The organism is Actinomycetospora lemnae, assembly GCF_028737315.1.
In the GTDB taxonomy this organism is placed as follows: domain Bacteria; phylum Actinomycetota; class Actinomycetes; order Mycobacteriales; family Pseudonocardiaceae; genus Actinomycetospora; species Actinomycetospora lemnae.
In genome coordinates this window covers 255785-268983 of sequence record NZ_JAQZAO010000006.1, presented here as the reverse complement: position 1 = coordinate 268983, position 13199 = coordinate 255785, and the positions used below count along the sequence as shown (strand labels likewise).

Genomic DNA, 13199 nt, shown 5'->3' with positions numbered 1-13199 from the left:
GAGACCACTCCGTGACCCCCTTCGGGATGTCGGTCCCGGACGGTAGGCCACCGAGGGTAGGGACCACACCGACGATCGCTCGAAGGGGGGACGGTCTGCCCGCTCCGCCTCGAGGAGGAGCGGGCAGCCCGACGGGGCGGCCGGGATCAGCGGCCCCTGGCGAAGAGCACCTCGCCGAAGGTCCGCAGGAGGACCTTGGCGTCGAGCCAGAGCGACCAGTTCTCGATGTAGTAGTTGTCGAACCGGGCCCGGTCGGTGATCGGGGTGTCACCACGCAGGCCGCTGACCTGAGCCAGGCCCGTGAGCCCGGCGCGGACGCGGTGGCGGTGGTCGTAGCGCTCGATCTCCGTCGAGAACTTGCTGACGAAGTGGGGGCGCTCGGGACGCGGGCCGACCAGGGTCATGTCGCCCTTGAGGATGCTCCACAGCTGGGGGAGCTCATCGAGCGACGAGCGACGGAGGACCTTGCCCACCGGCCCCACGCGGTGGTCGTTGGCGATATTCCACTGCGTGGCCGATTCCGCCGACGTCGCGGGCTTCATCGAGCGGAACTTCAGGCAGGAGAAGAGCCGGCCGTCACGGCCCACCCGGTCCTGCCGGAAGATCACGCCCGGGCCGCCCTCCCAGCGCACGGCGATCGCGCAGGCCGTCATCACTGGCGCCAGCAGCAGGAGCAGGAAGCCGCTGACGACGATGTCGAACGCTCGCTTCACGGCCCAGGCCGGCCCCTCGAGCTTCGGGGTACGGATGCGCATCACCGGCACCGAGCCGATGTGATCGACCACTCCGGCCTGAGTGTGGAACTGCGGCAGCCGCGGGATGACCAGCAGGTCGCAGTCGAGGCAGTCGGGACGGCGCACGACGTCGAGGAGCTCGGCCTCGGAGACGTCACCGTCGGCCATGAGGATCACGTCGGCGCCGGATGCGGCCACCGCCAGGTCCAGGTCGTCGACACGCCCGAGTCGGGGCAGCACCGCCGTGGCGGGGCACGTGAGGCCGTCGTCGACGAAACCGACGGGCGCGAGGCCGTACTGCGGGTAGCGCTGCAGCAGCGTCGCCATCTCCGCGGCGCGGGCGCCGCCGCCGATGATGATCGTCGGGTGGGCGACCACCCGACGCTTGCGCGCCGTGAGGATGAGCTGCGTCGTCACGACGCGGCCGGCGATGACCAGGCCGACGGTGCCCAGCATCATCGCGAGGAAGGGCGCGACCTCCTGCTGCGTGTTCCACAGGGCGAAGAGCGTGCCGACGATGGCCGCAGCCGTCAGCAGGCGGCCGACCAGGGAGGGGAGCTCGTCCAGCACGCTGAGGTGCAGGCGAGCGCGGAAGCGGCCCGTGCCGTTGAGGACGACCATCGCGACCGCGGCCATGAGCAAGATCGCCTTGGTGTTCAGCGGAGCCCAGAGCAGGGGTAGCAGCAGCATGACGCCGTCGACCGGCGGGACGACCATCCACGCAGCGATCCCGTGCCCCGCCCGGATGCCGACCAGTGGGCGAGCAGCGGGCAGAGGCTGCGGGGTGATCGAGGAGATCGGCCGCTGCGCCGGGACCAGAGTGAGCGGGCGCTCCCGCACGACGGACAGCTGGTCACGCTGCGTGCGAGGAAGGGGTCGGCGGACGGCCGACTCGATCGATTCCGCTATGTCGACGCCACTGCTCACTTCGCGGTCCCCCCGGTTGACGACGGACGGTGAGAGGCCGTCCGGCCGACTGCCACGCCGGGGGGAGCTCTTTGTTGAACTTCGAACCCGGCGCTGTTGTCCCGCTATCGCGTGACCTTGGCCGGGCCGTTACACACTGAGCATTCGGCTTTCACGGCGTGTCGTGACGACGCGCCGCTCCTTATGACGTCTATTCACCCGTTCAGCGCCATGTGGTCTAGGTCGCATCGCGTTCGAGTAACGCTCCGAGCCTCGACGATCAGGGCCAGGACGATCTCCTCGTACCCCTCCAATGGGTGATGGGGCATCTAGCACGGGCGGCCGCACGAAGGCCGTGACACGCCTCGGCACGGTGGATTGATGGGGCCGTTCGGCCGAGTCCTCGCCGTCCCGTCCGGCGCAGCCCGAAAGGTCCGTGAAAGCGAGACGGGATTTGCTCTGCGTCACGGACCTCGGGGCCTGGGCGGCGGAGGAGGCGAGGCAGTGTCGATCTCGCGGACCCACGCGGCCGGCCTCCACTCGGGGTCCGGGGCCACGGGTGATCGCGACCGTCGTCCTGACGAGGGGGGTGCGTCAGGACGGCGGGAGCAGCCCGAGCGGACGGGCGTCCGGCGGCAGGGTCGGGGGGACCCTGGGGTCTGCTGTCGGACGCCCCGCTCCTCCCCCGCCGTGGCTGCGCACGACGCGGTTGAAGGTGCGGGCGGCCTCGGCCCAGGGCGCCCAGCCGAGGCCGTCGGCGACGGCCGCGGCCTGGGCAAGGAGCTTGCGGGCCTCGGCGCGCTCGCCGAGCACGGCGGCGGCGAGCCCCTGGTAGAGCGCGATCGGCCCGAAGGTGGCCGAGCCGATGCCGACCACCACCACCGCGCCGGGGTCGGGCGGCAGGTCGCGGCGGACGACCTCGGCGGTCGGGACGTCGCCGAGCGCGAAGGCCGCGCACGCGGCGAGGCAGAGGCCGGGCCGGTCGAACAGCGCGCCGGCGCGTCCCTCCCGTTTGCGGTGCCAGTCGGCGAGGTGGGCGGCGGCGCCGGTGAGGTCCTCCCCCACGGCGGCGTCGACCGCGGCGGCCGCGGACCAGGCTGCGACCAGCGGATACATCGTCGCCGCGCCGGCGGGCAGGCCCTGGAGCGAGGGCAGCGTGCCGCCGAGCAGGTGCCGGACGAGCAGGTGCACCCCGTAGGCGCCGACGGCGTCGGGGAGCCCGAGCTCCTGGCCGCGCGTCATCGCCGCGAGCGCGGCCTCGTCGGCCTCGACGGTGTCCCCGCGCGCGAGGGCGAGGCCGGCGTCGAGCAGGGAGACCATCCACATCGTCCGCGGACGGTGGCGGTCGACGGCGAGCGGCTCGAGGTCGCGGCGCGCGGCGAGGGCCTCGTCCTGGCGCCCGGTGGCGAGCAGGGCGGCGATGCGCAGCTCCTCCGCCTCGAACCAGACGGCGTCGTCTCCGGCCTCGGCGGCGAGGCTGCAGGCCTGCTCGCAGACGGCGAGCCGCTGGGTGGCGGGGACGGGCGCGTCGACGAGGTGGTTGGCCTCGAGGACCCGGACGCCGGCGAGCAGGCGCCGGTCGTCGAACCCTCTGGCGGCGAGGGCGAGCAGCTCGGGCAGGGCGGTGGGGTCGCCGACGTCCCCGTGGAGCTGCTCCTCCTCGAGGATGAGGCTGCGCAGGACCTCGGCCCGTTGGCGGTTCGACAGCGGCAGCCCGCGGGTACGCCGAAGGCGCCGGGCGCGTCGGGGGCGTCCGGCCACGCTGATGCCCATGGCGTCGTGACCCACGGCGGCGACGACCGCGTCGTCGATCTCGCGTCGGTGCGCCGCGGGCTCGCCCTCGTCGACCGCGGCGAGTGCGGCAGCCTGCTCGACGACCTCGTCGAGCACCTCGTCGGCCTCCTCGTGCCGCCCGAGGGCCTCGAGGACGAGCCCCCGGTGCAGGGCGAGCGTGCTCGGCCACGAGGTCTCGAGCACCGCGTCGAGCTGCGCGAGGGCTTCGTCGAGCGCGCCCTGGCCGTACGCCGCGATGCCCGCCGCGAGCCGGGCGTCGCCCAGATCCCGCGCCTCGACCAGCGGGCCCGCGCCCGCGGCGTGGCGCAGCAGCGTGAAGGGCTCGGCGTCCCCGGCCGCGACCAGCACCTCGTACCGGGCGTGGTGCAGCGCCTGCGCGGTCGCCGGGGGGACGGCGTCGAGCACCGCGTCCCGGGTCAGGGCGTGCCGGAAGGCGAAGCCGTCCGCGGTGGCCGCCAGCAGGCCCCGGTCGGCGGCCGCCCGCAGCAGCGTCGACAGCGTCCGCGGCGTGCCGCCGACGACCGTCCCGAGCTCGGCGAGCGAGAGCGGGGCGAGCACCGCCAGCCCCTCCAGGGCGTCCCGCGCGGCGGGCGCCAGCCCGGCGAGCTGGTGGGACAGCAGCGGACGCAGGCGCCCGGGGATGACGGTGGCGAGCTCGTCGCACGCCTTCTCCCCGTCGGGCTCGTCGAGACCGGAGAGCGTCTCGATCAGCGCCGCGACGTGCAGGGCGTGCCCGTGCGTGCGTTCCCACAGCGCCGCCGCGACCCGCTCCGCGCCGTCGGGCGCGAGCCCGGACAGGTCCCGGACGACGAGGCCCCGCACCGTGGCGCGCGGGAGCTCGGGCAGGCGCAGGTCGCGGACGTCCTCGAGGAGCGCGAGCTCGGCGTGGGTCGCGCCCCAGGCGGGGTGGACCTCGGCGTCGGGCTCGCGGCCGGCGACGAGCACGACGACGCCGACGGGCAGGCCGGCGCGGGCGAGTCCGCGCAGTGCGGCGAGGGTGACCGAGTCGGCCAGGTGGGCGTCGTCGATCGTCACGAGCACCGGGCAGCGCCGGGCGGCGAGACGATCCCGCAGCGCGCGGCCGGGGGCGGGGTCCCCGGGGTGGACGGGGTCGGCGCCGAGGTCGGCGAGCGCTTCGGCCCAGGCGGACCACGGCGGCGCGTCGGCGTCGCAGGTCCCGCCGCCGACGACCACCCCGTGCGCCCGGGCCTCGGCGCGCGCGGCGGTCAGGAGGGCGGTCTTGCCGATGCCGGCCTCGCCGGTGACGAGCAGGACCGCGCCGCTGCCCGGCGTCTCGAGCAGGGAGCGGACGACGCCGAGCTCGTCCTCGCGGCCGAGGAGGGTGGGTCTCGGCCGGCTTTGTGGAGCGGGCGTCTGGAGGCGGCGGGCGAGGTCCTCGATCTCCGGGCCGGGGTCGACGTCGTACTCGTCGCGCAGGGTCCGGCGCGTGGCGGCGAGGACCTCGAGGGCCTCGGTGGTGTGCCCCTGGCGGTGCAGCCCGGAGGCGGCGACGACCGCGAGGCGCTCGTGGGAGCGGTCGGCGGAGAGGTCGGCGAGCACGAGGTCGACGGCCTCGTCGGGCCGGTCGAGGTCGAGCAGCGTGGCGCCCAGGCGCTCGAGGAGCCGCAGCCGGCGATCGAGGGCGCGGGTGCGCTCGGCGTCCAGGCGCGGCCCGACCGGGGTGCCGGCGAACGGCTCGCCGCGCCAGGTCGTCAGGGCTCGGCGGCCGTTCTCGAGGACGGTGGCGCGATCGGCGTCCGGGGCCAGGGCGCCCGCGGCGGCGTCGTGGAAGCGGTGCAGGTCGACGGCCTCGCGGGGGAGGTCGAGGCGGTAGGTCTCGCCGATGGGCGGGATCGGCAGGCGGGAGTCGGGGTCCGGCGCCTCCCGACGCAGGCGGCTGACCAGCACCTGCAGCGCAGCGTCCGGCCGCTCGGGGAGGTCGGCGCCCCAGATCTCGTCGATGAGTGCGGGCACCGCGACGGTGCCCCGGCAGGCCGCGGCGAGCACGGCCAGGAGGGTCCGTAGCCGGCGCCCCGGGTGACCGACCGCCCCGGAGGCGCCCTCGATGCTGACCTCGCCGAACACCCGGATGCGGAGCTCCGGCGCCGGCGAGATCGACATTGTCCCTCCATCAGCACGGTCCGTGACGGGAGCCTCGAAGGTTACGGCCCTCGGGGTCACGGATCCACGAGATGTTCGTCCCGGTGACCTACTCCTGGTCACCCAGATTCCCGGCGAGCCCCTCGGCCGGATGATGCAGCTGCTCGACGGCACGTGCTTCTCCCACTCGGGGATCGCCGTGCGCGTCGACGGTCGCGACGGACCGGCCACCCACCTCGCCAGCGCCCTCACCCGCCGGCTCCCCGGCAGCGTCGAGCTCGGCGGCGTGCGCTGGGACGCGTTCGAGAAGTTCCGGCCCCATCGCGACCTCTACACGGTCGCCATGCCCGACGACCTGCGGTCCCGGGCGCTCGACCACCTCGCCCGCTTCCGCCCCCGCCGCGGCGAGGCGGCGTCGTTCTCGGTGGTCAAGCTCGTGACGGTCGCGGCGGCGCTGCGCTCCATCGAGCTGCAGTCGTCCGACCACGACCGCGCCGAGCGCCTCTTCGCCGCCGCCCGCCGCGTCGCCGAGGTCTGGGCCGCCTCGGACGAGGCGCCGAGCTACTACTGCGCCGAGCTCGCGGCCACGGCGTACGGTCGCCCCTTCACGCGCGCGGAGATGACGCCGCCGGACGTGGCGGTCAGCGGGATCGGCGACCTCGCGCGGGTGCGGTGGTCGGGGCGGGTGACGTCGGCCGTCGCCCGGGTGGTCAACGGCCTCGACGAGCCCCGCCGACGGGCCCTGGCGCGCCTGCTCGGCGTGCTCGCCCGCGAGGACCGCGGGTTCCTCCACCACGCCGCGGGCGCCATCGCGTCCTCGGCCGCGGTCGCCCTGCGTCACGTCACCGGGGGCCCCAGCGCCCCGGAGCCCCTCGCCGAGCCCCGGCCCCTGCCGGCGATCGTCGACCCGCACGCGGCCATCCCCTACGCGCTCGTGACGCCGCGGATGCTGTGGCAGGCCTTCGGGCGGGACACGATCCGGAGGGTGGGGAAGGGGTCGTGAGCCCGTGGCCGCGGGGACACCAGTGGAGCGGGGTGTTGAACGAACTCGGTCGACACGCAGGCATGCCACACTCGCCGCCGTGACCGCCGTCCCTGCGCCGCTGCGGGAGGAGATCGTGGCCGCCCTGCGGGAGGCGGGCGCTCGGTTCGCGCTGGTGCACGGCAGCCGCGCGGACGGCACGGCGAAGCCCGACTCCGACGTCGACGTCGCCGGGTGGTGGGGCGGTGCGGCGCCCGCGTCGTTCGAGGTCCTGCTCCCGGCGAACGTCGACCTCCTGGTCCTGGACACCGCTCCCTGGAGATCGCGGGGCGGATCGCATTGCACGGCGTCGTGCTGTTCGACGACGACCCGCCAGCTCGGGTGCGCTGGACCGCCACGACGCGGAAGATCTACCTCGACGAGCTGCCCCGGATCGAGCGCAGCCGGCGGGAGTTCCTCGAGAGCGTGCGCCGTGGTCGATGAGGTCCGGGTCGAACGCCTGCTCCGTGCCATCGGCGACGACCTGGCATTCCTGCGGTCGGAGGCCGCGGCCGACCAGGTCCGGCGGGAAGACCCGACCCGGCGAGCGCGAGGACTTCGTGGCAGCCGTGGCGTCCTGGATGGCCGGACAGGGCTGAGCAGCAATGTTGCCCCGCTCTGCCGGTGGCAAAGAAGCTGATCCGTGTCCTCGGGACGCGGGTACCGCTACCGCAGGGTGATGTGGGCGCCGTTGCTCTCGATCTCCTCGCGCGTGAAGCCGACGCCGTCGCCGTTGCTCCGGCCGGACTTGACGAGGTAGTGGTCGGACGCCGCGACGTCGGACATCGTGAAGGCGTACTGGCAGCTGTCGGCGTAGCCATAGGAGTACGAGCTCCACGTGTTGCGGGCAGTGCCGTAACCGGTCAGCGTGGCCGTGCCGACAAGATCACCGGCCGCGTCGTGGATCGTCACCGGCATGCCGGTGACGGCGGTGTTCGAGCACGACGAGCCCGGCGAGACGGCGCCGTACATGCCGTAGATCGTCACCGAGCCGGTGACGGTCATCGTCCGGTTCGCGGCCACGGTCCCGATGAGCGCGACCGCAGCGATGGCCGCGACGATCGCGATGACGACCCACCCGGCGCGCATCCCCGAGCGAGCCGGCGGGGTGGGCATGGGAGCGGCCGTCCCGAGTCCGGCGGGCGGCACCGACCAGAGCGGCGGTCGGCCCTGCCACATCGGCTGCGGTCCGTGAGGACCGCGCGGCGGGCCGAGGACGACCGGCGACGGCGTCCAGGGGCCGGTGGGTCGCGGGATCGCCGTGGTCGGCGCGTCCTCGGACGCGCGGGGCGGCCCGGCCTGCGGACGGGGCTCGGTGTCGCTGCTCATCTCGGTCTCCCCCGACGTCTCCGACGCCGTCGGTGGCGTGCGGATGCCGGCGGTGTCGCACGGGGCGGGGAGGTCGTTACAGGCCGACCACTCGTTCGGGTGGCGCGAGCTGAATCGTCCTGACCAGCGGTAACGGCGCGACGTGCCCGGCGATGTCGTGGCCATGCGGGCCGCGTCGGGGCGGCCTCGAGATCGTCGGGGGATGACGTGGAGCGGTGCGGCTGTGGGGCGAACCTGATCGCCGACGTGCCGATGTGCCTGGCCTGTGGAGCGCGGCGTCCGGCGCCGGTGCTGGTGGGGGCGGGCGGGCCGCGTCCGGTCGTGCGGCCGGCGCCGCGTCCGCAGATGACGGTGCCGCCGCGTCCGCTGATGACGGTGCCGCCGCGTCCGGTCACGGCGCCGCCGCCGCGTGAGCCGCAGCCGGTCGTGTCGGTGCCGGGAGCGCCGATGCCCGCGCCCGTGCCCGCCCGCTCCTCGTCGGCGCCCTGGATCGTCGCGGCCGCCGCGGTCGTCGTGCTCGCGATCGTCGGTGCCGTCGCCGTGGTGCTGCTGCGCCCGGCCTCGACCGTCGCCCCGATCGTCACCGCCGCCCCGGCACCCGCGCCGGTCACCGTGACCGTCGCGCCCGGCACCACGACCGTCACGCCGAGCCCGGCCTCCGGCTCGAGCAGCGCGCTGCAGGCAACCGCCGACGCCAGCAGCGCCTCGGTGGAGAGCCTCGACGGGATGTGGGTGCCGCAGCTGTCCTCGAAGCGGGCCGGCACCGTCGACAACGGCACCACCTACGACTCCGCCTCGATCTACGCGCACTACCAGGCACTCGCGGCGTCCTACCCGGGCGCGCTGCTGCTGTGGTCGGGCGACTGGTCGACCTACCGCGAGAGCGACTACTGGGTCGTCATCAGCGGCCAGGGCTTCACCACCGCCGCGGGCGCCAACGCGTGGTGCGACGCGCAGGGCTTCGCCGCCGACGACTGCTACGCCAAGCGCCTCTCCCACACCGCCGGCCCGTCCGGTGCCTCCGTCCCCCGCTCCTGAGCCCGACACCGCAGCCCGGAGAACCCCGATGACCTCGCCCGCCCCGCGCCTGCCCGACCTGTCGGTGCTCTTCCCCTTCCGCGCCTGGCTGCGTCACCCCGCCCTGCGGGCCTGGACGACGTGGCTGTTCGTCGCGCTCGTGGCGACGCCGCCGTTGGCGCTCGTGCTCTTCGACGACTCCACCCACCGTGGCGAGGCCACCGTCTTCGCGGCATATTTCGCGGCTGCGTGGTTCCTCGTGCTCTGGGTTCTGGTGCGTCCACGCAACGTCCACGGTGCGCTGCTCGCGCAGGTCGTCGGTCTCGCGCTCGTGATCGAGATGCCGCTGGCCATCTGGCTCGAGCAGCTGCTGGGCGGTGGGACCGAGAACCTGTTCCAGAGTGTCCTGGCTGTCGGCATCCCGGAGGAGCTCGCCAAGGCGCTGCCCGTGGTGCTGCTGGTCTTCGTGCATCGGCACCGCGTGTTGGTGCCTCGGGACACGCTTTTCCTCGGAGCCGTCAGCGGACTGGCCTTCGGCGCCGCCGAGGCCGTGAAGTACGCCGTCGAGTACATGCCCAGCGACCTCGGCCGCGGTGGCGCGATGGTGCTCGTGTGGCGCTTCGTCGCCGGGCCCGTCGTCCACGCCGTGTGGGCCGGCATGGCCGGGTACTTCGTGGGCCTGGCGGCCCAGTACCGAGAGCCGCGGTCCTTCCTGGCACTCGCGGGGCTGGGCATTGCGTTCCCCGCGCTCCTGCACGGCCTCAACAACTGGGACCCGGTGAACGGCACGGTCCTCTGGGTGCTCGTCGATGCCCTCAGCGCGCTGCTCTTCGTTGCCTACGCGCGCGTCGGGCTGGTGGCGTCGCGGCCCGCGGCCGTCACTCCCCTGATGTCGAAGACACCGGATGACCGCCACGGCGCCGCCGTCGACCCACCGACCGCGCCGATCGCCCTCAGCGCTCCGGCCGGCATCCACGCTGGCCCGCGGTTCTGGAGCAGCACCTGACTCGGCCCTAGGCTGATTCAGGGCGTGCTGGACGCCGCGTCCCTCGGAGCTCCTCGCGGCCTCGTCCACCGGAGGAGGTCCTCGCGTGTCGCTCTTCCCCGGCTTCGACGTCGTCGATGTGCGCGTCGGGGGCACCACCGTGCACGGGCGTGTCGGGGGCTCCGGGCCGCCGGTGCTGCTCCTGCACGGCATCCCCGAGACCCACCTGATGTGGCGCCACGTCGCGCCCGCGCTCGCCGCCGACCACACCGTCGTCACCACCGATCTGCGCGGCTACGGCGCCAGCGGCGTCGGGACCTCCGGCGACCACTCCATGCGCGCCCTCGCCGCCGAGCAGCTCGCCGTCATGCGGGCGCTGGGCCACGAGCGCTTCGCCGTCGCCGGCCACGACCGCGGCGCCCGCTGCGCCTACCGGATGGCCCTCGACCACCCCGACCACGTCCGCCGCCTCGCCGTCCTCGACGTCGTCCCGACCGCCGAAGCCTTCGCCCGCGCCGACCGCGAGTTCGCGCTGGGCTACTGGGTCTGGTCGATGCTCGCCGCGCCGGCGCCGGTGCCCGAGCAGCTCGTGCTCGGGGCGCCGGGCACGTTCGTCGACCACATGCTCGACAGCTGGTCCGACGACCCGTCCGTCTTCTCCCCGTGGCTGCGCGAGCGCTACACCGCGACCTTCCGCGACCCCGACCGCGTGCACGCCATCTGCGAGCAGTACCGCGCCGCCGCCACCGCCGACGTCGAGCACGACGAGGCCGACCGCGGCGCCCATCACCTGCGCTGCCCCGTCCTCGCGCTGTGGAGCGCGACCGGGGCCGTGCACCGTTGGTACGACCCGCTCGCGGTGTGGCGGCAGTGGGCCGACGACGTGCGCGGCGGGCCGCTCGACGCCGGGCACTTCCTGCCCGAGGAGGCGCCGGACGCCGTGGTCTCCGAGCTCCGTGGGCACCTGGGGCTAGACATCCCACGGTCGTAAGCGGTCAAGCTGCGGCTGGGGTGGTGTTGTCCTCGAGGTGCCATGCGGTGGCCTCGTCGTAAGGACGTTGGTGGCGTAGGCAGCCGTGCAGGATGCCAACAAGCCGGTTGGCGAGGGCTCGCAGGGCTTGGTGGTGGGTGTTGCCGCGGGCGCGGTGAGCGTCGTAGTAGGCCCTGGCGCCGGGTGAGGTGTTCAGGGCGGCGAAGGCCTGCTGATAGAGCGCGTCGGCCAGGCGCCGGTTGCGGGCATGGCGGGCGAGCACGACCCGGGTCTTGCCCGAGGCGCGAGTGACCGGGGCCATGCCGGAGTAGTTCTTGCGCGCCCGCGCGTCGGCGTAGCGGGTGGGGTCGTCTCCGAACTCGGCGAGCACCCGGGCGGCGAGCACTGATCCCAGCCCGGGCTGGGACAGGTAGAGCTCAGCGTCCGGGTGCCGCCCAAAACCCGCCTGCACCTCGCCTCGCAGGACCTCGCACTGGCGGGCGAGCTCGCCGATCACCGCGACCAGTGCCTTCACGCTCGCGGCGTAGGCGTCCACCACCCCGGGATGGGCCTCGAGCTGCTCGGCGCGCAGCGTCTGCACGATGCGCTGGGCGGCCGCGGAGAGGTTGCGCTGGCGGCCGGCGGCGCGCAGTGCCTTCTCGACCTGCGCCCCGCGTAAGCGCCGGCCCTGGGCCGGGGTCGGTGCCAGCGCGAGCACCGCGAGAGCGTCACGCCCGGCGAGGTCGTCGAACGCGGCCAGAGCAGCGGGGTAGTACTCGCGCAGCATCGAACGCAACGTGTTGGTCTGTCGTTGCCGCGACCAGATCATCGACTGATGGGCCCTGGCGACGACCTTGACGTGCTCGGCGACCGTCGAGTCACCGGCGATCGGGCGATGGTGGTCCCGGTCCAGGCGCACCAGCTCGGCCAGCACGTGCGCGTCGTCGGGATCGCTCTTCGCGCCCGAGGCCCCGTGGCGTTCCCGGTAGCGGGCGGCCTGCAGCGGGTTGACCGCATAGACGACATAGCGCGCAGCGAGCAGGGCTTGCACCCACGGCCCGCGGTCGGTCTCGATTCCGACCAGCACCTGGTCGGACTCCGCGTCCGGGTCGAGATGGTCGCCGATCAGCGCGTGCAGCGCCGCGAGGCCGGCCGCTCCCTCGTCAAGACGCCGCCGCGCCAGCCGCTGCCCGGCCTGGTCGACGATCTCGACGTCGTGATGATCCTCGGCCCAGTCGTCTCCGACGAACAGCACCAGCCTCTCCTTCGCTCGCACCGATCCGGTGAGTCTGGAGGAGAACGGGTGCGACCTAATGGATCAGTGCTCACGGCGCGTCGGCCGGGCACGACATCCCACCAGCCCCTACGAACTCCTCGCCCACCGACGAGGGGCACGATCTAGCCCTAGACCTCAAAGGCCTGGCCCCTGCAGTGCTCACCCCACCGGCGGCTCGGACACCAGCGAACCGCACGACGGCCGGTGCGCTCCCATTAGGCTGCGGGCCAACGGAGTTCTGATCGCGGCGGTTGATCGGGCGCGAGCGGCCGTGCGCGGGGCAGTCGACCACCGGCAGCACTGGGCGCCCCGGCTGCCCGCGCGACGCGAGGAGCAGGAGCCGGCTCTGCTGAGCGTGCAAAGCTGGGCAGATGTCGTGTGGGGGACGTCATCGCTCCTGGTTGACCGCCACTCTCGTGACGCTCGTCCTCCTGGCCGGGAGCACCTCGTGTACGAGGCCGGCAGACGTCCGGAGCACCGACGGTTGCCAGCTCAGTCGTGAGCAAGGCAACGAATTGCGACCTGCCTACGCGGTCACCCAGGGCGACCGGGCCGTCGTGGTCCTGGGGGACTCCTACACCGCCGGGTACGGCCTCCGGCATGCGGCCACCGAGGGTTGGGCGACCCGGCTCGGTCTCGCCCGACATTGGACGACCTACGTCGACGGCGTCGGGAACTCTGGACTCACGTCTGGTGGCCCGTGCGGCGACTCCTACTACCTCAACCGCATCCCCGAGGTGCTCGCCCACGGGCCGCGCACGATCGTCGTGCAGGGGAGCCTCAACGACCTCGAAACGGACAGCGCGGCGCTCGCGGCCGCCGCCGATCAGCTACTTGAGGCTGTGGCCGACGTTCCGGAGGTCGTCGTCCTCGGGCCGGTGACGCTGCCTCGCGTCGGGGGCGCCGAGAGGATCGACGACATCCTCCACGAGGCAGCTGACCGCGCCGATCGACGGTACATACCCTTGTTGGACCTGCGGTTGCCGATGCAGGAGGACGGCATGCACCCCACGCCCGAGGGCCATGCCATGCTGGCCGCCGCAGTCGCGGACCGCCTCGGGTGATCG

Annotated in this window: 10 protein-coding genes; 6 read left to right on the top strand and 4 right to left on the bottom strand. The window is 74.0% G+C overall.

Features of this window, described 5'->3' with window-relative positions; translation table 11 throughout:
• Positions 1-146 precede the first annotated feature (146 nt).
• Positions 147-1451, bottom strand: a complete 1305-nt coding sequence (locus tag PGB27_RS15820) for a sugar transferase (protein WP_274201333.1) — start codon at positions 1449-1451, stop codon at positions 147-149.
• 783 nt (positions 1452-2234) lie between these two features.
• Positions 2235-5555, bottom strand: a complete 3321-nt coding sequence (locus PGB27_RS15815; RefSeq protein ID WP_274201332.1) for a BTAD domain-containing putative transcriptional regulator — start codon at positions 5553-5555, stop codon at positions 2235-2237.
• Positions 5556-5685: 130 nt separating this feature from the next.
• Here PGB27_RS15815 and PGB27_RS15810 point away from each other — a divergent pair, with 130 nt between their 5' ends.
• Both PGB27_RS15810 and PGB27_RS15805 read left to right on the top strand, forming a co-directional pair.
• A complete protein-coding gene (locus tag PGB27_RS15810; RefSeq protein ID WP_274201331.1) occupies positions 5686-6537 on the top strand; it encodes a hypothetical protein in 852 nt (283 codons plus the stop codon).
• A 330-nt stretch (positions 6538-6867) separates the two neighbouring features.
• The gene (locus PGB27_RS15805; protein ID WP_274201330.1) at positions 6868-6999 is read left to right on the top strand and encodes a hypothetical protein; all 132 of its coding nucleotides are present in this window, start codon (positions 6868-6870) and stop codon (positions 6997-6999) included.
• A 222-nt stretch (positions 7000-7221) separates the two neighbouring features.
• Here PGB27_RS15805 and PGB27_RS15800 read toward each other — a convergent pair whose 3' ends face one another.
• Complete coding sequence (locus tag PGB27_RS15800) at positions 7222-7884, bottom strand: hypothetical protein (protein ID WP_274201329.1); 663 nt, start codon at positions 7882-7884, stop codon at positions 7222-7224.
• A 447-nt stretch (positions 7885-8331) separates the two neighbouring features.
• On the opposite strand from PGB27_RS15800, the gene PGB27_RS15795 reads away from it, so the two are divergent.
• The 3 genes from PGB27_RS15795 to PGB27_RS15785 all read left to right on the top strand — a co-directional run bounded on the left by PGB27_RS15795 (position 8332) and on the right by PGB27_RS15785 (position 10877).
• A complete protein-coding gene (locus tag PGB27_RS15795; RefSeq protein ID WP_274201328.1) occupies positions 8332-8922 on the top strand; it encodes a zinc ribbon domain-containing protein in 591 nt (196 codons plus the stop codon).
• 28 nt (positions 8923-8950) lie between these two features.
• Positions 8951-9907: a PrsW family glutamic-type intramembrane protease gene (locus PGB27_RS15790; protein ID WP_274201327.1), complete on the top strand. Its 957-nt coding sequence runs from the start codon at positions 8951-8953 to the stop codon at positions 9905-9907.
• 85 nt (positions 9908-9992) lie between these two features.
• Entirely contained in the window at positions 9993-10877 is an 885-nt protein-coding gene (locus tag PGB27_RS15785; protein ID WP_274201326.1) for an alpha/beta fold hydrolase, read from the top strand.
• A gap of 4 nt (positions 10878-10881) precedes the next feature.
• On the opposite strand, the gene PGB27_RS15780 is transcribed toward PGB27_RS15785, so the two are convergent.
• On the bottom strand, positions 10882-12111 hold the full coding sequence (locus PGB27_RS15780) for an IS110 family RNA-guided transposase (protein ID WP_274201325.1): 1230 nt from the start codon (positions 12109-12111) through the stop codon (positions 10882-10884).
• A gap of 578 nt (positions 12112-12689) precedes the next feature.
• On the opposite strand from PGB27_RS15780, the gene PGB27_RS15775 reads away from it, so the two are divergent.
• Positions 12690-13196: an SGNH/GDSL hydrolase family protein gene (locus PGB27_RS15775; protein WP_274201324.1), complete on the top strand. Its 507-nt coding sequence runs from the start codon at positions 12690-12692 to the stop codon at positions 13194-13196.
• The last annotated feature ends 3 nt before the right edge of the window (positions 13197-13199 follow it).

Excerpts from the sequence above, each read along its gene's own strand:
- PGB27_RS15820 (WP_274201333.1), bottom strand. The coding sequence starts at position 1,451 with ATGGTCGTCCCGCCGGTCGACGGCGTCATGCTGCTGCTACCCCTGCTC.
- PGB27_RS15815 (WP_274201332.1), bottom strand. The coding sequence starts at position 5,555 with ATGTCGATCTCGCCGGCGCCGGAGCTCCGCATCCGGGTGTTCGGCGAG.
- PGB27_RS15810 (WP_274201331.1), top strand. The coding sequence starts at position 5,686 with ATGATGCAGCTGCTCGACGGCACGTGCTTCTCCCACTCGGGGATCGCC.
- PGB27_RS15800 (WP_274201329.1), bottom strand. The coding sequence starts at position 7,884 with ATGAGCAGCGACACCGAGCCCCGTCCGCAGGCCGGGCCGCCCCGCGCG.
- PGB27_RS15795 (WP_274201328.1), top strand. The coding sequence starts at position 8,332 with ATGCCCGCGCCCGTGCCCGCCCGCTCCTCGTCGGCGCCCTGGATCGTC.
- PGB27_RS15790 (WP_274201327.1), top strand. The coding sequence starts at position 8,951 with ATGACCTCGCCCGCCCCGCGCCTGCCCGACCTGTCGGTGCTCTTCCCC.